The organism is Microbacterium sp. BG28, assembly GCF_034044005.1.
Lineage (GTDB): Bacteria > Actinomycetota > Actinomycetes > Actinomycetales > Microbacteriaceae > Microbacterium.
Genome location: NZ_JAXCHA010000001.1, coordinates 949,225 through 972,015, shown reverse-complemented (window position 1 = coordinate 972,015; position 22,791 = coordinate 949,225). Strand labels below are relative to the sequence as shown.

Here is a 22,791-nt window from a genome sequence, read left to right as displayed (position 1 = left end):
GGTTCCGCGCCTCAGTCGGCGAGCTCCACGATCGTGTACTTCCGCTCGATCCCCGCGGTGGCGGCGCCCCACTCGCTTGCCGCGACGCGCTCCTGGTGCACGCGAAACGCCTCCGCCGTGGCGAACAGCTCCGCCACATCCCACACCAGCGGGTCGTTCGTCGGCGTCACGTCGAACCGGATGCAGCCCGCTTCCGCTCGCGTGAGCTCGATGTGTCGCCGGAGCTGCGTCGCGACGATCGCCGCCTGCTCATCATTCGCGCAGATCAGGATTCCGGTCAGCTGGATGCGGGGCATCCGTCCATTGTCCCTGCAGTCCGGGATGACGACGCGTCGATGTCCTACGAGTTCCGATCCCGAGCGAGCGGCCGCACAATGGCCTGATGACCCGTCGCGCGAAGAAGCCCACCGCCACCATCCCGTGGATCGTGATGGTTCCGTTCGCGGTGTCGGGAGTCGTCCATCTCGTCCGGCCCGGCGTCTTCACGCCCATCATCCCCCGTGCGCTTCGGCGGTGGGACAAGGCCCTGGTGCTCGTCTCGGGCGTCGCCGAGCTGGCGTGCGCCGTCGGTCTCGCCGTGCCGGGAACGCGCGTGGCCGCGGGTCGCGCGAGCGCGGTGGTGCTCGCCGCCGTCTGGCCCGCCAACGCGCAGATGAGCATCGATCTCGGGCGTCGCGCCGCTCGTCGGCGCACCCTCAAGGCGTGGACCGCGTTCGCGGTCTCGCTCGTGCGGCTACCGCTCCAGGTCACGTTGATCCAGCGGGCGCTCGGTCGCTCCCGCTGAGCGACGCCTGCCCGCGTCTCCGCAGGCACTCCTAGACGAGGTCGCTGAGGAGGCCGTCGAGCAGCGCGATCTGACGCTCCGGCGGATAGGCGGCGGGGTCGAGCACCGCCTGAACCGTCAGGCCGAGGACGAACGAGTGCAGTGTCTCGGTGACGCGGTCGACCCGCTCGTCGTCGCGTTCACCTTCGGGAAGGAACTCGACGACGAGGCCGGCAACCTTCGCCCGACTGCCCCGATAGCGATCCGCATGCTCCGCGGCGTGATGCACGTCGGCGAGAGCGGCATCCCAGGAGGAGATCCAGATGCGATTCGAGGTCTGCGAAGCAGCGTCGAGCGGGAGCGTGTCGAGGAGCGCGGAGCGCAGGTCGGCGGTCCCCTTGGCGGTGGCGGGGCGTGCTCGTGTTGCCGATCTCTGGGCGAGGAGTTCGAGCGCGAAGCTCGTGAGCTCCCGCTTCGACGGGAAGTAGTGCGTGACGATGCCGGTCGTCGCGTCGAGTTCGCGGGCGACCGCGCGCATCGACAGGCCAGCGAACCCCGCGTGGTCCAGGACTCGCCACACCGCTGCCGCCACGTCCTCGCGCCGCTGGCGGTACGCATCCGATCCCGTCACTCGCTCAGTCTGGACGACATAACAGTCGTTATGCAACGCTGGTCTCATGTTCCGACACGAGCTCGATGCGACCGCCTACCTGAGCCCCCTCGAGATCTGGCAGGCCGACGAGTTCGCCGCGCATCTCGACCGGGCGCGAGAGTTCATCCGCCCCTGGGTCGGACCGTCGTTCGTCACGGATTCCGTCGACGGCGCCGCGGCGACCCTTACCCGCTACGCGAACTCGGCCGCGGCCGACGGCGGGCGTCTGTATGGCATCTGGGCCGACGGCGTGCTGCGCGGCGGCGTCATGTTCGTGAGTTTCAGTGCCGCAGCGGGAGTCTGCGAGATCGGATGCTGGCTCGAGCCGGCCGCCGAGGGACGAGGACTCGTCACGCGCGCGGTGACCGCGCTTCTCGACTGGGCGCTGCTCGATCGCGGGCTCAACCGCGCCGAGTGGCGGTGCCGCGCCGACAACGTCCGGAGCGCGGCGGTCGCAGAACGGGTGGGGATGCGGCACGAAGCCACCCTCCGCGCCGCCTGGCTGAACGGTGGTGTCTTCCACGACAAGCAGGTCTGGGCGATCCTGCGTTCCGAACACCTCGCCCGGCGTGAGGCGGGCAGCGCCTACTAAACGATGATCCCGGTCTGGTCGATGCGGGACCCCCGGAGTACCGTCATCGCCATGACTCCAGCCGAACTGTTCCTGCACGCCGATGCCGCGCTGCGCGAGGTCGTCGATCAGCTCGATCCCGCCGACTTCTCCGCGCCGGTACCGAAGGAGTGGAGTCAGCTCGAGTCGCCCACGCTGCTCGGCATCCTCGGACGTCACGCATATGACGAAGCCTGGATTCCCGATGTCCTCGCCGGCCGCGCAGCCGCGGACGGCGACCCGTACGCCGATGTCGACCTGCTCGGCGACTCCCCCGTCGCCTCCTATGACGCCCTCAACGACGCGGCGACGACTGCGGTGCGATCCGGCGACATCGCTGAGACCTTCCGCTTCACCTACGGCGACTACCCGGCCGACGAGGGCTTCGCGCACCTCGCGACCTACCGGGCCTTCCAGGCGTACTCGATCGCGAAGCACTTCGGCATCCCGTTCCACCTCTCCGCCGAGCTGATCGCCGGGTTGAACGAGCACGTCACCCCGCACGCCGACGAGTGGCGGCAGTGGGGCGTCTTCCCGCCCGCCATCGAGCCGCCGGCGGACGCCGACGAGGAGACGCGGCTGCTGTGCACGTTGGGCTTCTGGGTGGGCTGACGCCGCCCTCCGCGCCGGGATGCGGACACGCAGCGTCAGCGTCGCGCGATGCGCGGTCCGCATAGCCAGGGGAGCGCGCACAGTGCTCCCACGACGAAGGCAGCTGCGAACGAGCGGGGCGACGCGGCACCCGGAGGCGGAGAAGGTGGCGGCGGCAAGGGCGCACCCAGTATCCAGTGCGACACTCTGGGCCTCTGCACGGCAGCCCTCCAAAGGCGTCAGGGGTCCTGATGAAGAGGCGCTTGAAGCCAATGCGTCCGACCAGATCCAGCCACCTCAATGTGAGCCGAAGGTTTGACAGACCCGCTGTATCGTACGTACGATGTGTGTACGAGAAGGAGATTCCGATGTCTGAGTCTGCAGTCGACACTCGACTCGCCAAAAATCAAAGAATCAACCTACGCGCAACGGGTCGTCAAGAATCACTGTTGCGTCGCGCCGCTGAGGCTACCGATCACACGCTCACAGAGTTCATTCTTGGGAGCGCCGTGGAGCGTGCGGAGCGAGTTATGGCTGATCGTCGTTGGTTCATTGCGACCGAGGATCAGTTTGCGGAGTTCAATCGACTCCTCGATGCTCCCTTGCCCTCGACGACGAAGTTTGAGAAGTTGTTCGCTCGCCCATCCTTGTTCTCGGATGAGGCGTGACGAGCTTCACCGCCCCGAGGAAACTCGAGAAGAGCGACGCACGCGACTCGTTCCACAGCGGTGCAATCGAGCTTGACGATTGGTTCACGCGGTTCGCTTGGGAGAATCAAGCTGCGAACAACGCAACGACTTACGTCACGCACCATGGAGATCGAGTGGCCGGGTTCTATTCGATCACCATGGCGGCTGTCGCTCGCGAGGAGGCGCCCACACGAGTCGCGCAGCATCGACCATCCCAGATCCCATGCATACTTCTCGCCCGACTCGCGGTCGACGAGGACTATAAGGGAGAAGGCCTCGGGTGCGGGTTGCTGCGCGATGCGCTCATTAGGTCATTTCACATAAGTGGGAGCATTGGGGCGGCGGCCGTCCTCATCCACTGTCGCGACGAGAACGCGAAGAGCTTCTACCTCCACCATGGTGACTTTCTTCAGTCACCAGTCGAGGACCTGCACCTCATGCTTCCGATGAAGTCGCTCCGCCAGTTCGCTGAGTGAGCATCGCCACCGCATCGGCGAACTGTGCAACCCACTCTTCGATGGACCAGTAGCGAACCTCGGGGACACCCGAGATCAGACTGACCGGCTCCCAAAGCCAAGCGGAATGCTCTACCCCTCGTGCAACACTAGCGACATGCGCCTTCGCTTTGTCGAGGTCTTGCTCAATCAAGGCACAGGCCGCCAAGTTGATCTCGCGTACGGCCACACCAACGCTGAACTCCGGAGTCCGGAAGTTCTCGAGATTCGAACGGGCACGGCCAGGGTCCACCACGATTAGACAGAAGGCATAAGCCATTGCGAAGTGTGTAGCCTGCGGTTGCGCCTCGTGAAACTTCTGCGCCATTCGCAAAGCGGTCTCGTACTGCCGCGCCTCCAACAGCCTGGCAAGGGCAGCGATTGAGGAGTCTCCCAGTTCGCGCTGCTCGAACTCCTCATCAACCCGGTCGATGAGCTTGGCGCGTAGCGATTTGTTGATCATCTCCGTGGTGACCGTGCGCTCGTGTAGCAGCGGAAGTGGCACACCTGCCGCTTGTGCCGTGTCGACCGGATCGGTGTTGAACATCTGCTCCCATTGCAGCGATGAGGCGCGCCATTCTGGCAGATAAGTGAGAGTAAACCTCTCGATGACCCACAGGGTGGCATCTTTGCCTCCCGTCAACACGAAGTCTCTCGGTTCGCGTTCCACTCGCAAATAGTCTTCGACTCGCCATCCAACGATGTGACCAATGGCCGCGCTTCGAATCCACTGCTCGGCAACGGCCCCTACCTCTCCTGCCAGCGCAACCGAGGCGATGTGTGGCGGAAGTTCGTTCTTGTGACGAACAAGCGATGGATCAGACTGCAACAAGCCGACCCAAGGCATGAGCACATTTGGGATATCAACTCCCTCAACGCCATCAAGTCCAGATGCGCACCAGAACATGGCAGCGTCGCGCACGATCAAACTGATCATGTCGCGGGCGAATCCGGTCCGAACGATGACATCTGCACTGAGGCCACGCTCGCCGAGTCGGGCCAGCGCGGTTGTGATCGCGATCGACCTCCACCATGGGTTAGACGTAGGTGGCGTGAGCAACAAGTCCCGCGCGGTACGAAGAAGCGCACTCGTTGTCCAGTTCTCACTCGGCTGTTCAAACTGCAAGTTGAGCCGCTCGCGACCGGCATCAAACTTTGCAGCCATCTCGCTCGACCTCTTCGCCGCGATCATCCCGTCAAGGGGTATTCGACATTCAAGGGTCTGCGCACAGAGTTCGTGCCCACCCGAATCACACCCGTCGGCCAACCGCTCAAGCGTCGCCATGTAGCTGTCAGACATTCCAGTCACTCCCCGGATACCGCGCCTTATCCCCTTAGATACTCGTACAGCATCGCCGGCAGCGCCTTCCCCAGTTCAGCGAACAGCCCGCTGTCGTTGAACAGGTCGTCGATGAACGCAGGGGTTTCGTCGCGCACCCCGAGGAGAGCCTTCTGGAACGCCTTCGGCAGAGCCGGGGATTCGGCGAACTGCTGCGGCGAGTTCACGGCAGCCTGGTTGGCGAGATCGACATCCAACGCCAACTTTCCGACGATGTGATTCATTTGCAGGTCGATGACGCCGAGACCGTACTTGTCGCCAAGGCGTGCGTTGAGCTTCTGGATGATCTCCTCGAGCGCGCTGCGGTGCTTCTCGTGGATCGCGCCCGATCCGATCGCGGTGATCGGATCCAGCCCCGGACCCTGCGCGAGGTTCAGCTTCACGGACTCGCCCGCGCTGATCTTGTAGCCGACAAGGGTCACGTCCGAGATGTCGACGGGTTCGAGGATCGTCGCGGTCGACAGTTGCGGGAGGATGCGGCGGAAGAAGTAGTGCCGGCGCGGCAGGTCGGTGTCTTCGAGGTTGCGGGCTTGGGAAATGAAGTCGTAGAACTTTACGAAGTTGCCCACATCGGCCTTGAACAGCCGCAACCCGTCCTGCTCGGCCTTGTCGTCGTCCAGCACGGCGGCGATCCAGCGCTTCTGGAACCGGTCCACCGCCGGCTTCGTGGCCGCCGACACCTTCGAGTTCGCATTCACCCCACCAAAGAGGGCGGCGTCGAACGCCTTCTCGACCTCCGACATGTCGTAGATCCCCGCCGAGTCGAGCTTGACCACGAGGTCGTAGATCAGATTCGGGTCGGTCGTCGCGGTGAGCGTCGCCTTCCGGTAGTACGGCAGGAACGCATCCAGCACCTCCTGCGGGTCGTTGACGAAGTCGAGGACGAACGTCTTGTCTTTGCCCGGATACGTCCGGTTCAGCCGGGACAGGGTCTGCACGGCCTGGACGCCGCCGAGCTTCTTGTCGACGTACATAGCGACCAGCCGGGGCTGGTCGAACCCGGTCTGGAACTTTTCCGCCACGATCATCACGTTGAACGTCGCCGGCTTGAACGCCTCCGCGAGATCCGATGGCACCCCCGGATTCTGGGTGCGCTCCGTCAGTCCCTCACCGACACCCTCCGGATCCTCGACCGTGCCCGAGAACGCGACCAGGGATCGCACACCCTGCACTCCGGCATCGGCGATGTAGTTGTCGAGGTACTTCTTCCATCGCACGGCCTCCACCCGCGACCCTGTGACCACCATCGCCTTCGCCTTGCCGTCCAACAGTGGCTGCACGAAGGTGCGGAAATGGTCGACGACGATCTTCGCCTTCTGGCTGATGTTTGTCGGATGCAGCCGCACGTACTGCACGAGCGCCTTCACCGCCGTCGACTCGTCGACATCACCGCCATCGTCGTAGTCGGCATCAGGATGCTGCAGCTTCCACGCCACCTTGTACGGCGTGTAGTTCTGCAACACGTCGAGGATGAAGCCCTCTTCGATCGCCTGCTGCATCGAGTACAGATCGAACGGCTCCGGAGTCGCATCCGGCCCCGCACCCTCCGGGACCCGCCCGAACAGTTCGAGAGTCTTTGCCTTCGGGGTCGCGGTGAACGCGAAGTAGGAGATGTTGGGAGCAGCTGCGGTGACCTCCATCGCCCACTGCAGGTACGCCTCCGAGTTGATCGGGGCGCCTTCCGCGACGGCGGCCTGCTCGTCCGGTGAGAGCACCTTGGTCAGTGCGCCGGCGGTCGACCCGGTCTGAGACGAGTGGGCCTCGTCCGCGATCACCGCGAATCGACGCCCCTGCAACTCCGGCAGGGTCTGGATCGCGGTGATGAGTGCCTCGAACGACTGAATCGTCACGATCACGATGTTCTTGCCACCGGTCAACGCTGCGGCGAGCTGCTTCGACTTCGACTCGCCCGCATCCTTCGTGATCGACTGCACCACCCCGGCCTGCTTCTCGAACTGGCCGATCGCGTCCTGCAGTTGCTTGTCCAGCACCGTCCGGTCAGTGACCACCACGACCGTGTCGAACACCCGCGCATTGTGGCCGTCGTGGAGCTGGGAGAGACGATGCGCGAGCCACGAGATCGAGTTCGTCTTTCCCGATCCCGCCGAATGTTGCACGAGGTACCGACTCCCCGCGCCCTCCGTCCGCGCCGCCGCGACAAGCCGCGTCACGGCGCGCCACTGGTGGTACCGGGGGAACAGCACCTTCTCCGACTTCGACTTCTTGCCCGTGTCGGGGTCGACATCGACCTCGACCTGCAGGTGAACGAAAGAACCCAGCAGCTGCAACCACGTGTCGCGCTGCAGGATCTCCTCCCAGAAGTACGAAGATGCCGACCCGTTCGGGTTTGCCGGGTTCCCTGCTCCCTCGTCAGCGCCCTTGTTGAAGGGCAGGAACCGAGTGGCAGAACCCGCGAGGCGCGTCGTCATCCGCACCTCGGAGTTCGACACCACGAAATGCACCAGAGACCGCTTTGCGAAGCCGAACAACGGCTCACCCGCCGGGGATCGGTCGAAACGGTACTGATCCACCGCGTTGCCGATCGCCTGAGTGAAGTCTGTCTTCAACTCGACGGTTGCGACCGGGATCCCGTTCACGAACAGCACTAAATCCAACGCTTTGTTCGGATACTTCGCCGAGTAATGCACCTGACGCATCACCCGCATCCGCATCTTCGCGTAGGTCTCGAGCGTTTCAGGGTTGTTGGTCGTCGCCGGCCGGAATTGCGCCAGACGGAACTTCACTGCACCACCATGCAGCGGCACCATCGAGAAGCCCTCGTGCAGAATCCGGATCGTCCCCCCGTTCTTCAACGGATCCAGATCCAGCGACTTCGCGAGGCGATTCAGGATGCTGTCGCCCGCGGCCTTCCGCTGTGCCTCGGTGTCTTCGGGGCGGACGACCTTCGCGAACTCGGTCGGCTGCGAATCCTCAAGCCAGCCGAGCACGTCTTCTCGGAACAGCGCGAGCTCACGGTCGTAGCCGGCGTCCGTCGGCGAGTACAGCCAGCCGTTCGCGGCAAGGTGCTCGGCGATCTCGTTCTCCAGCACCGACTCCAGATGCGCCCCCGCAACACCACTCATGCACCCACCCCCACATCGATCTTGCCCGTCACCGCCGCCGAAATCAGCGCGGCACGACGCTCGCGCGCGAGTTCGATACCTCTCCCGGCGGCTGCGATCGCGCGGTCGATGCCCGCGACTCGCGCGCGTAGGTACTGCACGATGGTTCGTTGCTCCTTGAAGTCGGGCACCGGAATCCTGAACGCGCGCACCGTTTCCTGGTTGATGTTGGGCTGACCTCCACCGACAGCAGCGAGAAGCAGTCGCTCGCGAGCCGCGAGCATGGCGTACTCAACGAACTCAACCAAGCAGCCCACCGGGTTGGAGAGCGCGCATACTGCTTGGTTGCTCGCCGCAGGGACCCCGAGAATGCCCGTGCGCCCGATCGTTGCGCCGTACATCGCAATCAGGAGCGACCCGGAAGGATGGATCTTAAGCGCGGATGTCGTCGCCAGCGTGTCGAAGCTGACCCCTTTGCTTGTCGACATGATCGTCCGTTCCCGGAGTTCCCCGGTCGTGACCCACCAGACATCGGCCTCATCGCCATCGAGCATGAATTCTGAGGACGGTGTGGTCCCACTCCCGGTTCCGCGGAACAGCCACGAGAGGCGCATGACGCGCCAATCGCTCGGGATTGGTCCGACGCCGTCCAATCCGCTCTCGACAAGCTCGGTCTTCGTCTCCAACCCAACCGTGGTGGCCTCACGGATGACCGAAGTGCGGCGTTCGGTGAGGAGGGTGATGAGTTCCTCGTTCTTCGCGATGAACGCGTCGATCTGCGCTGTCTCCCGATCCAGATAGTCCGCAATCGCCCGCTGCTCACTTGGAGGCGGCATGTGTACCACCAAGCGTTCCAACTTCTCCGCGGTGAGATGCTGAATCGTCGAGACGTTGGCAATCATGTCGAAGGCACCCCCCGCACGGAGCGCGTCTATTTGATAGCCGAGGAACGCCGTCGAAGCATCGGACTTCGCTCGCACTCGATTCACCGTCTTCTGGTACCCCCAGCCAGGCATGTCCTGGGTTATACGAGCGTTGACGCCGATCGAGCCGCCTTCTACCACCACGAGGTCACCGGCTCGCAGAGAGAAGCGGGCTCGGTCCCGCGCGCTGAATGGCATCGACTTGACATTCGCGAGATCGAGCGATCCCATTCGAACGTTGCCAGCGCGAATGTACGGCAGCATCTCCCCTTCGGCCGTAGCGAACTTCGACTCATCTAGCATCTTGCCGAGCGAGACCGAGTACCACCGCGAGAGTCGAGAGGCTTGCCAATGCGGCGGCGCCTCACCAAACCACGGTGAACTCACTTCTCCACCTCGACGAGCATTGCGCGGAGCTGGCCCATCACCGCGTCGAGGTCGCGGTCGATCTCTTCGAGCGGGCGGGGTGGGATGTACTTGTAGAAGTGGCGGGTGAAGGGGAACTCCGCGCCTTCCTTGGTCTTGGTGTGGTCGACCCACGCGTCTGGCACGTACGGGAGGACTTCGCGGGCGACGTAGGCGTCGACGTCCTCGTCCCACGGCACGTTCTCGGTATCGCGGAGCGATGCATCCGGCTCCGGGTTGCCCTTCGCATCCGTGCAGGTGTCCGCGGTGTCGTCTTGCTCGCCGAGCTCGATCGTTACCGTCTTCAGCAACGGCGCCGCGAGGTTGAGGCCTTCGGCTCTGGCGGCATTCTTCAGCGCCTCCTGGAACTCAGCGCGGTTCTTCCAGACGGTGCCGGCGCCGAGCCTTTCGAGGGCGGAGCGGAGAGCTGCAGCATCCGTCGCGTTCAGCTTCTGGATGGCCTTGGCTTCGAGCACGGCGTCGATGCGTTCGGGGCTGACGTGCCAGTTCAGCTTGAGGGGGCGTTCGACCGTGATGGTGCGGTACAGGAAGTCCTCATTGCGGTAGATCTTCGAGTGCTCGCCGCCCTTGAATCCGGCGTACAGCCCGACGATGGTCTCGATGTCCTTTGCGGAAAGTTCGTTGCGCTTGGAGCCGAGACCCTTGCGAAGCTTGGTGAACATCTCACGACCGTCGATGAGCTGAACGCGGCCCTTGCGGATCTCGTCTTTGCGGTTGGTGAGCACCCAGATGTAGGTAGAGATGCCAGTGTTGTAGAACATGTCCTTCGGTAGCGCGATGATGGCCTCGACTAGGTCGTTGTCGAGCAACCATTTACGGATGTTCGACTCGCCGCCGCCAGCGCCGCCCGAGAACAAGGGTGACCCGTTGAGGACGATCGCCATGCGGGAGCCGCCATCTTCGCGCTTGCGCATCTTCGACACCAGGTGCAGCAAGAACAGCATCGCCCCATCGCTGACGGCGGGAGTTCCAGGCCCGAAGCGTCCGTTGAAGCCGAGCTTGGCGTGTTCGTCGTCGACATAGCTGCGCTGGTCCTTCCAGTCGACTCCGAAGGGCGGGTTCGAGAGACCGTAGTCGAACTTCTTGTCGTCGAAGGCGTCTTCAGTGAGGGTGTCGCCCAGGGCGATGTTGTCGACATCCTGGCCCTTGATGACCATGTCGGCCTTGCAGATCGCGTACGAGGCGTCGTTGTAGTCCTGCCCGTACAGGCTCAATTGGATGCCCGGGTTCAGCGTACGGAGATACTCGTCGGCGACGGAGAGCATGCCGCCGGTGCCGGCAGTGGGGTCGTAGATGGAGCGGACCACTCCCGACTTGGAGAGGGCGTCGTCGTCGAGCGCGAACAACAGCTCGACCATGAGCTTGATCACCTCGCGCGGGGTGTAGTGGTCACCGGCTGTCTCGTTCGACTTCTCGTTCGCGAACCGAATCAGCTCTTCGAACACCAGACCCATCTGAATGTTGCTGACCGTACGCGGGTGGAAGTCTGCCTGCGCGAACTTCTCGGTGACGGCGAACAGCTTGTTCTTCTCGGCCAGTTTGTTGAGCGTCTTGTCGAACTCGAAACGCTCGAAGATGTCCCGAACACTCGGGGAGAACCCCGCGAGGTACGCGCCGAGGTTCGCGCGAAGATCCTGCGGGTCGGCGACGAGCTTGGCGAAGTCGAATGGGGACGTGTTGTAGAACTGGTGCCCCGAGGCCTCCTGGAGCTTGATCGCCTGCAGCATCTCGGGGAGCGATTCGATGCCCTTCGCGGCCTCGAGTACGGCTGGCTTCGTGTCTGCGAGGACGGCATCGAGGCGGCGGAGCACGGTGAAAGGCAGGACGACCGACCCGTACTCGGAGGGCTTGAACGGGCCGCGAAGAGACTCCGCGATGTTCCAGATGAAGGCGACGTGATTCACCACAGGTGGGCACTCCTGCTGTAGAGCGAGCGAACAGGTGGCAGTGACGCCACCAACACTCCCATCCTCGCCCATGCCCCGCGGCGTTAAGGGCCTTCTGGGCCGTTGATGGGTCCCGAGTGACAGCGAACCCGCTACATCCCCGCGGCCATGTCGGTGAAGCGGGAGAAGTGACCCTGGAAGGCGATCTCGATCGTCGCGGTCGGGCCGTTACGGTGCTTCGCGATGATGAGGTCGGCCTCGCCGGGGCGCACGTCTTTGTCATACACCGAGTCGCGGTGCAGCAGCATGACCATGTCGGCGTCCTGCTCGATCGAGCCGGACTCACGCAGGTCGCTCACCTGGGGGCGCTTGTCTTGGCGCTGCTCGGATCCACGGTTCAGCTGCGACAGCGCGATGACGGGAACCTGAAGCTCCTTCGCGAGCAGCTTGAGCGCACGCGAAAACTCGCTGACCTCCTGCTGGCGCGACTCGACCTTCTTGCCGCTGGTCATCAGCTGCAGGTAGTCGATGATCACCATCTTGAGCCCGACGCGCTGCTTGAGCCGACGGCACTTGGCTCGAATCTCGACGAGCGTCATGTTGGGGCTGTCGTCGATGTACAGCGGGGCGTCGTTGATGCGGCCGCGGGTGGCGGCGACGGTGGTCCAGTCGCGCTGGTCGAGGGTCCCCTTGCGCATGTTCTGCAGCGGGATGGCGCCCTCGGCGCTCATGAGACGCATGGCGATCTCGCTGCGGCCCATTTCGAGCGAGAAGAAGATCGCGGGCATGTTGTGCTTGATCGCGGCGGCGCGGGCGAAGTCGAGCGCGAGGGTCGACTTACCCATGGCGGGACGGGCGGCGACGACGATCATCTGCCCGCCATGCAGGCCGTTGGTCAGCTCGTCGAGCTGAGCGAAGCCGGTGGGCACGCCCGTCATCGAACCGTCACGACCGCGAGCGGCCTCGATCTCCTCGACGGCCGCATCCACCGCCGTCGTGAGCGGCACGTAATCCTCGGTGGTCTCTGCTCCCGTCACCGAGTAGATCTCGGCCTGGGCCGAGTTCACGATCTCGGTCGCCTCACCCTGACCGGCGTAGCCCATCTGCACGATGCGCGTCCCGGCCTCGACGAGGCGGCGCAGCAGCGCACGCTCGGAGACGATCGAGGCGTAGTAGCCGGCGTTCGCCGCCGTCGGAACGATCGAGGTGAGCGTGTGCAGGTAGTCGGCACCACCCGCGCGCTGCAGGTCACCGGTCTTGATGAGCTCATCGGTGACGGCGATGACGTCGGTCGGCTCGCCGTGCGAGTAGAGCGTGAGGATGGCCTCGAAGATCAGCTCATGCTTCGGTACGTAGAAGTCCGCACCGCGCAGGCTCTCGATGACATCGGCCACCGCATCCTTCGACAGAAGCATGCCGCCCAGGGTGCTCTGCTCGGCGAGCACGTCGTGCGGGGGCGTTCGTTCGTACTCGCGTCGGGGCTCGAGGCGGTCCGCTGGGATATCGGCGATGGACACGAGTGTCCACACTCCCCTCTGGCGCCGGAAGGCGTCGCTGTTCGAACGTGATCGACCCGCGTTCCGCGCGCCCGCGCACGCGAAAACGGACGATGCGTAAGCACATCACCCGCCTCCGACATCGCGTCTCCCCTGACGCACGCGGGCCCTTTTCTCGGGCCGGCTCTGAAGCCTCCCCCACGCTAAAGTCGGCTCATTCGACACGCAAACAGGCCTGTGGATAACCCTGTGGGTAAATTGCGCGAAACGCCGCGCACCCTGTGGACGAACACTGTGGATAAGTGGATAACCCTTGTGTTGTGACCGGAGTTTTCTTGCCTCTGAACGGGTCTTTTCCGTTACCCACACCTGCGGAATGTCATGTGGTTGAAGTGCTGCTTTAAGGTTGCGAATCGACCCGAGTTGTGCACAGGTAGACACTCCGGCCGGCCGGTTCAGTATGAGGGCTCGTGCCACGTTTCCCGCCATTGCGCAAGCCCCCCTGCGACACGCCCAGGAGAGCAGTAAGTTGCCGGGCACAACTGACCTGCCAGTGACGCACAGGGGGTGACGTGGACGAGTCAGTGAACGGATCATCGCGACGCGCGGGCCGGATCCTCCTGCTCGCCGCCGGCGTCGGCCTGCTCTGGGCGGGCATTTCCGTGCTGACCTCCACCACCCCCGCGCACGCTGACGACGACGACCGCGGTGGGCTCATCGGACTGGTCGGCGGCGTCACAGGCGCAGCGTCAGACCTCGTCGGCGCGACCACGGGCGCCGTCGGCGACATCCTTCCGCCCGTCGCCCCCGTGACGGATGCGGCCTCGCAGACGGTCTCGACCGTGACGACCACCGTGTCGGACACCGTCGCCTACGTGCCCGAGGTCGTCCCGGAGCTTCACCCCGTCGTCGAGCCCGTCGTCACGGAGATCGTGCAGCCCGTCGTCACCGACGTCGTGCAGCCGATCGTCAACGGGGTGGGCGCACTCGTGGAGCCCGTACCCATCGTCTCCGACGTCGTCGGCGCCATCGACCTTCCGACCGCCGTCGGAGCCGTTCCCGGCGTGGTTGGTTCGGTAGACGACACCGTCGGCTCCGTCATCGGCACGCCCGGTCACCCGACGAGCGGGGGAGTCGTCCCCTCCGTGCCCCTTCCCGGCACCGACAGCGTGGCACCGCCGAGCACGAACCCGCTCACGACGCAGGATGCGGCGAACGCAGCCCTCGTGGCCACGCTGACGGCGGAGGCGCGCCATGCGACCCTCGCGCGAGCGGGCGGAACAGCGTTCGCTACGCCGAACACGGCCGCACCCGTCAACAGCATCGACCTCTTCGGCGCCCCGCCGCTGCCCGGACATTCGGCTCCGTGGGAGAGCTCTGCACCCTCCGGCTCGTCTTCTTCAGGCTCCTCGTCCGGCTCGCCGAGCTTCGCCCTCGGATGGGTGGACAGCTCCGCGTGGCCTGGTGCTGCAGGCTCGGCCGTCGCTCCCCGCGACGGCGACGATGATCTTCCCTCCTCTCCGGTCTTCGACACCGACGTCGCCCCCGACTGACCGATTCGGGTCGCGTCTCGCACGGGACACATCCCCGGCACGCTCGCGTGCATCCGCGCTTCCGCGCGGTCCGAATCGATCAATCAGGAGACAGAATCATGCGTACATTCGCAAAGCGAGTGCTCCTCGGAGCGCTCATCGGCGGCGGCATCGCCATCGCCGGAGCAACGGTCGCCAATGCGGCCGAGACAGACGGGCAGGACGGCCTGCTCTCGGGCACCCAAGGCCTGATCAACGTGGCGGTCCCCGTCACGGTCAGCGGCAACGCCATCTCGCTGCTGGGCGACTCGACGTCGCAGGATGCAGCGACCGAAGTGGCTGCGCCGACGCCCAGCACGGGGTCGAACGAGACATCCGGCGCCGACGGGATCGCCAGCGGCACCCAGGCGCTGGTCGACGTGACGATCCCCGTCACCGTCAGCGGCACGAGCATCTCGCTCACCGGCGACAGCACGTCGTCCGGCGCCGAGACCGCTCCCGTCGCACCGACGCCGGATGCGGGTGCGCCGGCGACCACGGACGGCACCGACGGCGTCGCCGGCGGCACCCAGGTCGTCGCCCCCGTCACCGCCCCGGTCACCGTCAGCGGGAACGCCATCTCGCTGCTCGGCGACAGCGAGACCACGGACGCCGCCACCGCCGCGGGAACCACCGGATCCGGCAGCACGGACGGCGCGATGACGGGAGGGTCCGACGGCACCGCCAGCGGCACCCAGGTCGTCGCACCCGTCACCGCCCCGGTGACGGTCGGCGGCAACGCCATCTCGCTGCTCGGCGACAGCACGACCAGCGACGCCGCCACCGCGCCCGCATCCACCGGTTCGGGTAGCACCGACGGCGCCATGACGGACGGCACCGACGGCATCCTCGGCGGCACGCAGGCGATCGCCCCGATCGCCGCTCCCGTGACCGTCGGCGGCAACGCCATCTCCCTCACCGGAGACAGCACCACCACCGACGCCACCACCGCGGCCGGCACCTCCGGCTCCGGCGGCACCGACGGCGCGATGACGAACGGCACCGACGGCGTCCTCGGCGGCACGCAGGTGCTCGCACCGATCACCGCGCCGATCACCGCGGGCGGCAACGCGATCTCGGTGACCGGCGACAGCACGTCCACCGACGCCGCGACGGTCGCTCCGGCCGACAGCGGAACGGTCCCGGTGCTGACCTCGGGTGAGGACGGCATCCTCGGCGGCACGCAGCTGGGTCTTCCCCTCACCCCGCCGATCACCCTCGGCGGCAACGCCATCTCGGTGACCGGCGACTCGACCACCGAGAACCCGGGAACCACGCCGGGAACCCCCGGTGAGCCCGGTACGCCTGGTGAGCCGGGCACGCCCGGTGAGCCCGGAACGCCCGGTGAGCCCGGAACGCCCGGTGAGCCCGGTGAGCCCGGTACCCCCGGTACTCCCGGAACGCCTGGGACTCCCGGCACCCCGGGGACGCCCGGTGCCAACGGAAGCCCTGCCGTCGTGACCGGCGTCGTGAGCGCCGATGCACGTGCGGCCGACGGCTCGCTCGCGATGACCGGCGGAGCGGATGTGGCGGGCCTCGCGCTCGGCGCCTTCCTCCTGGCAGGGCTCGGCGCGCTCATCGCGCTCATCGCCCGCCGCCGTCACGCTCACATCTGAGGGTGGAAACGGCGGATGGCGGGGAGTCTCATCGACTCCCCGCCATCCGGCATGCCTGAAGGCGTTACTTCGCGGCGACCACCTGGAGGGAGATCACGGCGGTCACGTCGTCGCGCAGACGAACCGTGGCCTCGTGCACACCCACCGACTTGATCGGCGACGTGAACTGCACCTTGCGCTTGTCGATCTCGCCGATGCCGGCGGTCTTGACGGCGTTGGCGACGTCTTCGGTCTTGACCGAGCCGAACAGACGACCCTCAGCGCCCGCCTTGACGGTGAGCTTGACCTTGTCGGCCTCGAGAGCGTTCTTCAGTGCGACGGCGTCCTCGTGGTCGTGGATCGCGCGAGCCTCGCGGGCGGCGCGGATCGACGCGACCTGCTTCTCGCCACCACGGGTCCACGCGACAGCGAAGCCCTGGGGGATGAGGTAGTTGCGGGCGTACCCGTTCTTGACCTCGACCACGTCACCGGCGCTACCGAGCCCGGTGACCTCGTTCGTGAGAATCAGCTTTGCCATGTCGGTACCCCTTACCGGCCTGCGCCAGCGTAGGGCAGGAGCGCCATTTCACGGGCGTTCTTGATCGCACGGGCGATCAGACGCTGCTCCTGCACCGAGACACCGGTGATACGACGGGCGCGGATCTTTCCACGCTCCGAGATGAACTTGCGAAGCGTGGCGACGTCCTTGTAGTCAATGACGCCGACGCGGATCGCCTTCGCGGGAGCAGCGTTCTTCGCGCCCTTCCGCGGCTTGCGGCGGTCGCCGCTCGACTTTCCAGCCATGTTGTTTCCTTAAAAAGAAGTGTGTTGTCAGAACGGGGTGTCGTCGCCGTAGGCGCCGGGGGCACCCCATGCGTCGGCACCGTTCGCCGTGTTGTTGCCGCCTGCGGGCGAGCCGGGGGTCGCCCACGGCTCGTCGGCGACCTGGGCACGCGACTGTCCGCCGCCACCACCGCTGTTGCCACCGGCTGCGCGCGTCACCTGAGCGGTGGCGTAGCGCAGGCTCGGGCCGATCTCGTCGACCTCGAGCTCGATGGAGGTGCGGTTGTTGCCCTCACGGTCCTGGTAGGAGCGCTGCTTCAGGCGGCCGGTCGCGATGACGCGGCTTCCCTTCGTCAGCGAACCCGCAACGTGCTCGGCGAACTCACGCCACACCGATGCACGAAGGAACAGCGCTTCGCCGTCCTTCCATTCACCCGACGCGCGATCGAAGTTGCGCGGCGTGGAGGCGATCGTGAAGTTCGCGACGGGGAGCCCGTTCTGCGTGTAACGCAGTTCGGGATCGGCCGTGAGGTTACCCACGACGGTGATGACGGTTTCGCCGGCCATGAGCCTTAGGCCTTTGCTGCCTTCGCGGGAGCGGCGGCCTTGCGGGCTGCCTTCTCCTCGGAGCGCTTGGCTTCGGCGGCGACCTGAGCGATCGCCTCTTCGGCGCGGAGGACCTTGGTACGCAGGATCGACTCGTTCAGCTTCAGCTGACGGTCGAGCTCCTGGGTGGCCTCGCTCGTGGCGACGAAGTTGACGACGGCGTAGATGCCCTCGGACTTCTTCTGGATCTCGTACGCGAGACGACGACGGCCCCAGACATCGACCTTGTCCACCGAACCGCCATCGTTGGTGATGACCTTCAGGAACTTGTCGAGGTTGGGGGCAACCTGACGCTCGTCGATCTCGGGGTCGAAGATGACCATGAGCTCGTACTGGTGCGAGTGCGTCACTAACCCACCTCCTTCGGACTAGAACGGCTGCCGGGCACTTCCCGGTAGCAGGAGGGTGTAATGCACGTGCCGGGACACAGACGTATCCAGACAACCTCAGAAGTCTAGCGGATGCGGCTCGCCGCCGCATCCGGGTCCGATCGCGGCCGGTAGCGTGGCCGCATGGAGTGGACCCCGGACGTCTCTGTCGGCGATTGGCTGCGCGAGCGGACGGACGATCCCTGGCAGGGCACGATGCACGATGTCGTCCCCCGCGGCTTCCCGGCCTATGCCCGCGTGTTCCACCCGACGACCCGGTCTCGTCCGGTCGGGATGGCGTGGCCGCCTCTCCCGCAGGACGAGCACCGCCGCGCGTGGGACGCCTTTGCCGACGCCCGGCCCGAGATCGACACCGAGGTCGCGCGGTGGCGCGACGCGGCCGCATCCTTCGGCACCGAGCTGCACCCGACGGCGCAGTGGGGCGCGCTGGTCGGCCGCGCGCCGGTGGACGGCCCCGTCTACGGCGCACGCTCGCGCTCCGACGACGGGTGGGAGTACGACGCCCCCCGCGAGGGCGAGCTGGATGCGGCGACCCTCGCTGCGATCGGCCGGCACCTCGCCGCGCGCGGCACCGCGGTCGGATACGCGGCCGTGTGGGAGGGCTGGGGCGGCCTCGTCGGCCATCTCGGGATCGCGCCGTCGCGGGCGTTCCTCTCCTTCGCGTCCGACGAGCCGGACCTCGAGCGTCACCAGGAGATGCTCGCCCACGCGATGCAGGACCCGTTCAACCGCCCGTACGCGAAGGAGAGCTGGCAGCCCGGCATCCTCGACGACGCCGTCTCGCGCGGACCGCGGCTGTCGCTGCCCGGCCGCGACTACGTGCTGTTCTGGGGACCGCTCGACGTCTTCGCCGATCCGATGTGGCCGCACGAGGCCCCCTGGCGCGACGCGGAGATGGAGCGTGCCGGATTCGCCCAGTTCGCCGCATCCCCGTCACTCATGTGGCCGTCGGACCGGTCGTGGGTGCTGGCCACCGAGGTGGACTTCGACTCCACGATCGTCGGCGGCGACACGGCGCTGATCGAAGCCCTGTGCGCGGACCCCGCGCTCGAGGCCCTCCCGCTGCCCGCGGGATCGTCGCTGCAGTGGGATGCGGACGCGGTGAACCGATGACGCTCGACACGACCCCGCTCACCGCCCCGATCGACCCCGCCGAGCTGAAGGCGTTCACCCGGAGGAACCGCACGACGGACACGCCCCGCGCCGCACTCATCGGCAGCCTCGTGGCGATGGGGGCCGCGTTCTGCTCCGTCCTCTGCGTCGTGGTCGCAGCCATCGCCTTCCTCCTCGGCGCGCTGGCGACCCCGACTCCGCTGGACCTGCTGGCCGTCGCGTCGCTGGCGCTGGTGGCAGTCGGTGGCTACGCCGCGGCCACTCGGGCCTTGCGCGCGCAAGAGGAGTACATCTACCGGACCGCGATGTTCGCTCGCGCGAACGGGTTGGTCAACGAAGGGAAGGAGCTCGACCGCGACCTTCCCGGTGTCATCTTCCACCTGGGCCGCTTCCGCGCATCCTTTCCCGTCCTGCGTCGCACCGGTGGGCGATTCGTCGAGTTCGCGAACTATCGCTACACGACGGGCGACAGATCGTACGACGCGTACCGATGGGGGTACGTGGCCATCAAGCTCGACGCGCAACTGCCGAACATCGTGCTCGATGCTCGAGAGAACAACGGCGTGATGGGGCAGTCGAACCTGCCGGTGACCATCGATCGGGCGCAGCGGCTGAGCCTCGAGGGTGACTTCGACCGGTACTTCGCGCTGTACTGCCCGGCGGGCTACGAGCGCGACGCGCTCTACCTGTTCACGCCCGACATCATGGCCCGGTTCATCGACAACGCCGCCCAGCTCGACGTCGAGATCATCGACGACTGGTTGTTCCTGTACGCGAAGCGTCCCCTGGTCACGACAGACCCGGAGACCTGGATGTGGCTCATGACCACCGTTGATGCCCTCACGCAGAAGCTCGACCAGTGGACGCGGTGGCGCGACGACAAGCTGCCCGAGACCGCATCCGCCGAGCCGCTGCCTCCGCTGGTCACCCCGCCGCCCGCAGTCGCCGCCGGCGGCCAGCGCTTGCAGCGAAAGCGGAAGCTCCTGAAGGGCCTGCTCGCCCTGTTCGCGCTCGTGGCCGTCTTCGTGCTCGAGCTCGTCTTCGTGTTCTCCCTCGCCCGCTGACCCCGAGTCCGCAACACGCGCCCCTCGAACCCGCCCTCTACCTGTTCGAGGGACCCGAAGTGCGGGCTTTCCGGCCTCGGGACCGCAAGACGCGTCCCTTCAACACACCCACCCCCTGTTCAAGGGACCCGAAGTGCGGGCTTTCCGGTCCCGGGACAGCAAGACGCGTCCCTCGAACAGAAGAGTCGGTCCCTCGAACGCACGTCGGTCCCCCGAGCGGAGGCGATCTCCTCCAGCGCACTCAAGTCCCGCGCGGAGTCCGGCGCGGGTCAGGCGAGGGCGCCGCCGCGGCGTTCGCGCTCGAGGAACCGGATCGTCTCCGGATGCTGGGGGGCGTCGAACACCTGCGCGGGCGTTCCCTGCTCGATGATCGTGCCGCCCTGCATGAACACGATGCGGTCGGCCACCTCCCGCGCGAACGACATCTCGTGCGTCGCCATGAGGATGGTGGAGCCGCCGGTCTTGAGCTCGCGCACCAGATCGAGCACCTCGCCGACGAGCTGCGGGTCGAGCGCGCTCGTGATCTCGTCGAGCAACAGCAGCTCGGGATCGGTCATGATCGCGCGCACGATCGCGACGCGCTGCTGCTGCCCGCCCGAGAGGCGGTCGGGGAACTCACGCGCCTTCGCACCGAGGCCCAGCGTCTCGAGCAGCTCCATGCCGCGCGCACGCGCCTGCTCACGCGGCACCCCGTGCACGCGGCGCGCCGCCAGGGTGACGTTGTCGATCACGCGCAGATGCGGGAAGAGATTGAAGTGCTGGAACACGACGCCGATGCGAGCGCGCACCGCATCCTGATCGACCGTGGGGTCGGTGATGTCGTCGCCGCTGAGCAGGATGCGGCCGTCATCGACCCGCTCGATGAGGTTGATCGTGCGCAGCAGCGTCGACTTGCCGGAGCCGGAGGCGCCGATGAGCACCACGACCTCGTGCTTGGCCAGGCTCAGGTCGATGCCGCGCAGCACCTGGTGGTCGCCGAAGTCCTTGCGCACGCCGATGACGTCGAGAACGCTCACACGACACCCCCGGTCTGCTCGCGGCGGGCGAGGCGGGCCGAGACCCAGTCGGTGAGCCGGATCATCGGCAGGCTCATGGCGACGAAGAGGAGCCCCGCGACGATGTACGGGGTGAAGTTGTAGGTGGCGGCGACCTGGATCTGGGCGGCGCGCACGGCGTCGACGGCACCGAGGACGGAGATGAGTCCCACATCCTTCTGCATCGACACGAAATCGTTCATGAGGGCGGGCACGACCTTGCGCACGCCCTGCGGGATGACGACGATGCGCAGGGTCTGCGCGTGGCTGAGTCCGAGCGAGCGGGCGGCGATCCGCTGCGAGGGGTGCACCGCCTCCATGCCCGCGCGCAGCACCTCGGCGACATACGCCGAGTAGGTGAGCACGATCGCGATGGTGCCCCACAGCACCACCGGCACGCGGCCGAAGATGCCGAGCGCGGGGATGCCGAACCCGACCAGATACAGCACGATCAGCAGCGGCATCCCGCGGAAGAGGTCGGTGTAGACGGTCGCGAGGGCGCGGAGCGGGAAGAACACCGGGCCGCGCAGCGAACGCATCACCGCGAGCAGCGTGCCGATCACGGCGACGGCGAGCGCGGCCACCAGCAGCACCTGGATGTTGACCCACAGCCCGGCGAGCACCGAGGGAAAGGCGGCGAGCGCGATGTCGATGTCGAAGAAGCTGCGGCGCACGTCCTCCCAGCCGGGGCTGGAGACGATCGCGTAGCCGACGACGCCCACGAAGACGACGGTGCTGGCCAGGGCGATCAGCACCGATCTCGTGGACTGCCGGCGCCGCGTGGCGCGCCGGGCGAGCTCGAGCTCGCTCGGCTGCCACGCGGCGTCGGTCGTGGTCATGTTCAGCCGAGGACCGGAACGTCGACGGCTTCGCTGAGCCAGGTCTTCTGCAGCTCGTCGAGAGTGCCGTCCGCGCGGAGCTCGTCGAGCGCCTTCGAGACCGGGTCGGTCAGCTCGGAGCCCTTGGGCAGCACGTAGGCGAGCTGGTCGCCACCGGTGGTGTCGGCGAACTGGCCGAGGATCTTGCCGCCGTCGAGCTCCGCGTTCGCGAGGTAGAAGGCGGTGGGCAGGTCGATCACGAACGCGTCGATCTGGCCGGACTGGAACGCGAGCACGACGTCGTCGTTGTTGTTGAAGACGCTGAGCTTGTCGGTGCCGAGCTCCTCGGCGGCGACGGTGTAGCTGGTCGTGCCGCTCATGACGCCCACCGTGTACCCCTTGAGCTCGTCGATCGTGGTCGCGTTCGCCGCGGCCGAGCTGTCGGAGGTGACCACTGCCTGCGAGGTCGTGTAGTACGGCGACGAGAAGTCGACGGCCTGCTTGCGCTCGTCGGTCACCGAGAACTGCTGGATGTTGAGGTCCCAGTCCTTGGGTCCGGGCGCGATCGCGCTGTCGAACGTGGAACGCACCCACACGACGTCGTCGGCCGAGAAGCCGAGCTTCTCCGCCAGCGCATAGGAGACGGCCGACTCGAAGCCCTTCTGGTTGGAGGGGTCGTTGTCGACGATCCAGGGGTCGTATGCCGGCTCGCCCGTGGCGATGGTGAGCTTGCCCGCGGTGAGGGTCGGAAGCGATCCGTCCTCGGATGCGGCGGGCGCGGACTCCCCCGCGAAGGCACAGGCGGTCAGGGCGAGCGCTGCGACGGCGCCGAGGGCGGCGCCGACGGTCAGGCGCCGGAGGCGGGAGGTCGTGGTCACGGGGACTCC

23 protein-coding genes are annotated in these 22,791 nt (G+C 66.4%); 9 read left to right on the top strand and 14 right to left on the bottom strand.

The features are described 5' to 3' along the window. Positions 1–11: 11 nt before the first annotated feature. The gene (locus SK224_RS04925) at positions 12–296 is read right to left on the bottom strand and encodes a putative quinol monooxygenase (protein ID WP_320433647.1); all 285 of its coding nucleotides are present in this window, start codon (positions 294–296) and stop codon (positions 12–14) included. Positions 297–382: 86 nt separating this feature from the next. Between SK224_RS04925 and SK224_RS04920 the strand changes: the two genes are divergently transcribed. After that, positions 383–784, top strand: coding sequence for a DoxX family protein (locus SK224_RS04920; protein ID WP_320433646.1), 402 nt, complete (start codon positions 383–385; stop codon positions 782–784). 31 nt (positions 785–815) lie between these two features. Here the strand turns inward: SK224_RS04920 and SK224_RS04915 are convergent, their stop codons facing one another. Next, on the bottom strand, positions 816–1,394 hold the full coding sequence (locus tag SK224_RS04915) for a TetR/AcrR family transcriptional regulator (protein WP_320433645.1): 579 nt from the start codon (positions 1,392–1,394) through the stop codon (positions 816–818). A 46-nt stretch (positions 1,395–1,440) separates the two neighbouring features. On the opposite strand from SK224_RS04915, the gene SK224_RS04910 reads away from it, so the two are divergent. The 4 genes from SK224_RS04910 to SK224_RS04895 all read left to right on the top strand — a co-directional run bounded on the left by SK224_RS04910 (position 1,441) and on the right by SK224_RS04895 (position 3,781). Beyond that, positions 1,441–2,007: a GNAT family protein gene (locus tag SK224_RS04910; protein ID WP_320433644.1), complete on the top strand. Its 567-nt coding sequence runs from the start codon at positions 1,441–1,443 to the stop codon at positions 2,005–2,007. 51 nt (positions 2,008–2,058) lie between these two features. Further along, positions 2,059–2,637 carry a hypothetical protein gene (locus SK224_RS04905; protein WP_320433643.1) on the top strand — a complete coding sequence of 193 codons (579 nt, stop codon included), beginning with the start codon at positions 2,059–2,061 and terminating at the stop codon, positions 2,635–2,637. A 347-nt stretch (positions 2,638–2,984) separates the two neighbouring features. Further along, positions 2,985–3,284 carry a DUF1778 domain-containing protein gene (locus tag SK224_RS04900; RefSeq protein WP_320433642.1) on the top strand — a complete coding sequence of 100 codons (300 nt, stop codon included), beginning with the start codon at positions 2,985–2,987 and terminating at the stop codon, positions 3,282–3,284. Next, a complete protein-coding gene (locus tag SK224_RS04895) occupies positions 3,281–3,781 on the top strand; it encodes a GNAT family N-acetyltransferase (protein ID WP_320433641.1) in 501 nt (166 codons plus the stop codon). The genes SK224_RS04900 and SK224_RS04895 overlap by 4 nt, the downstream gene beginning before the upstream one ends. Here the strand turns inward: SK224_RS04895 and SK224_RS04890 are convergent. The 5 genes from SK224_RS04890 to dnaB all read right to left on the bottom strand — a co-directional run bounded on the left by SK224_RS04890 (position 3,741) and on the right by dnaB (position 12,952). Further along, a complete protein-coding gene (locus SK224_RS04890; protein ID WP_320433640.1) occupies positions 3,741–5,099 on the bottom strand; it encodes a hypothetical protein in 1,359 nt (452 codons plus the stop codon). The genes SK224_RS04895 and SK224_RS04890 overlap by 41 nt on opposite strands. Positions 5,100–5,125: 26 nt before the next feature. After that, positions 5,126–8,221: a type I restriction endonuclease subunit R gene (locus SK224_RS04885; RefSeq protein ID WP_320433639.1), complete on the bottom strand. Its 3,096-nt coding sequence runs from the start codon at positions 8,219–8,221 to the stop codon at positions 5,126–5,128. Further along, complete coding sequence (locus SK224_RS04880) at positions 8,218–9,510, bottom strand: restriction endonuclease subunit S (protein ID WP_320433638.1); 1,293 nt, start codon at positions 9,508–9,510, stop codon at positions 8,218–8,220. The genes SK224_RS04885 and SK224_RS04880 overlap by 4 nt, the downstream gene beginning before the upstream one ends. Next, a complete protein-coding gene (locus SK224_RS04875) occupies positions 9,507–11,456 on the bottom strand; it encodes a class I SAM-dependent DNA methyltransferase (RefSeq protein ID WP_320433637.1) in 1,950 nt (649 codons plus the stop codon). Before SK224_RS04875 ends, SK224_RS04880 begins: the two co-directional genes overlap by 4 nt. 131 nt (positions 11,457–11,587) lie before the next feature. Further along, positions 11,588–12,952: a replicative DNA helicase gene (dnaB, locus tag SK224_RS04870; RefSeq protein ID WP_309734083.1), complete on the bottom strand. Its 1,365-nt coding sequence runs from the start codon at positions 12,950–12,952 to the stop codon at positions 11,588–11,590. 551 nt (positions 12,953–13,503) lie between these two features. Between dnaB and SK224_RS04865 the strand changes: the two genes are divergently transcribed. Together SK224_RS04865 and SK224_RS04860 are read left to right on the top strand one after the other, a co-directional pair. Beyond that, positions 13,504–14,484, top strand: coding sequence for a hypothetical protein (locus tag SK224_RS04865; protein WP_320433636.1), 981 nt, complete (start codon positions 13,504–13,506; stop codon positions 14,482–14,484). Positions 14,485–14,582: 98 nt separating this feature from the next. Then, a complete protein-coding gene (locus tag SK224_RS04860) occupies positions 14,583–16,118 on the top strand; it encodes a chaplin family protein (protein WP_320433635.1) in 1,536 nt (511 codons plus the stop codon). Between the two features lie 64 nt (positions 16,119–16,182). On the opposite strand, the gene rplI is transcribed toward SK224_RS04860, so the two are convergent. From rplI to rpsF, 4 genes are read right to left on the bottom strand one after another with little or no spacing between them, the layout of a single operon-like run. Then, positions 16,183–16,635 carry a 50S ribosomal protein L9 gene (rplI, locus tag SK224_RS04855; protein WP_137418537.1) on the bottom strand — a complete coding sequence of 151 codons (453 nt, stop codon included), beginning with the start codon at positions 16,633–16,635 and terminating at the stop codon, positions 16,183–16,185. A gap of 11 nt (positions 16,636–16,646) precedes the next feature. Then, entirely contained in the window at positions 16,647–16,901 is a 255-nt protein-coding gene (gene rpsR, locus SK224_RS04850) for a 30S ribosomal protein S18 (protein ID WP_137418536.1), read from the bottom strand. A 27-nt stretch (positions 16,902–16,928) separates the two neighbouring features. After that, on the bottom strand, positions 16,929–17,447 hold the full coding sequence (locus SK224_RS04845; RefSeq protein ID WP_234074055.1) for a single-stranded DNA-binding protein: 519 nt from the start codon (positions 17,445–17,447) through the stop codon (positions 16,929–16,931). A gap of 5 nt (positions 17,448–17,452) precedes the next feature. Continuing rightward, complete coding sequence (gene rpsF / locus SK224_RS04840) at positions 17,453–17,809, bottom strand: 30S ribosomal protein S6 (protein ID WP_137419238.1); 357 nt, start codon at positions 17,807–17,809, stop codon at positions 17,453–17,455. Between the two features lie 189 nt (positions 17,810–17,998). Here rpsF and SK224_RS04835 point away from each other — a divergent pair, with 189 nt between their 5' ends. Both SK224_RS04835 and SK224_RS04830 read left to right on the top strand, forming a co-directional pair. Beyond that, a complete protein-coding gene (locus SK224_RS04835) occupies positions 17,999–18,988 on the top strand; it encodes a hypothetical protein (protein WP_320433634.1) in 990 nt (329 codons plus the stop codon). Then, on the top strand, positions 18,985–20,052 hold the full coding sequence (locus tag SK224_RS04830; protein WP_320433633.1) for a hypothetical protein: 1,068 nt from the start codon (positions 18,985–18,987) through the stop codon (positions 20,050–20,052). The genes SK224_RS04835 and SK224_RS04830 overlap by 4 nt, the downstream gene beginning before the upstream one ends. 269 nt (positions 20,053–20,321) lie before the next feature. On the opposite strand, the gene SK224_RS04825 is transcribed toward SK224_RS04830, so the two are convergent. Genes SK224_RS04825 through SK224_RS04815 form a run of 3 tightly spaced genes read right to left on the bottom strand, consistent with a single transcriptional unit; the run spans position 20,322 to position 22,782 of the window. Next, the gene (locus tag SK224_RS04825; RefSeq protein ID WP_320433632.1) at positions 20,322–21,068 is read right to left on the bottom strand and encodes an amino acid ABC transporter ATP-binding protein; all 747 of its coding nucleotides are present in this window, start codon (positions 21,066–21,068) and stop codon (positions 20,322–20,324) included. After that, a complete protein-coding gene (locus SK224_RS04820; RefSeq protein ID WP_309734103.1) occupies positions 21,065–21,925 on the bottom strand; it encodes an amino acid ABC transporter permease in 861 nt (286 codons plus the stop codon). The genes SK224_RS04825 and SK224_RS04820 overlap by 4 nt, the downstream gene beginning before the upstream one ends. Positions 21,926–21,927: 2 nt before the next feature. Beyond that, entirely contained in the window at positions 21,928–22,782 is an 855-nt protein-coding gene (locus tag SK224_RS04815; RefSeq protein WP_309734106.1) for an ABC transporter substrate-binding protein, read from the bottom strand. Positions 22,783–22,791: the final 9 nt, after the last annotated feature.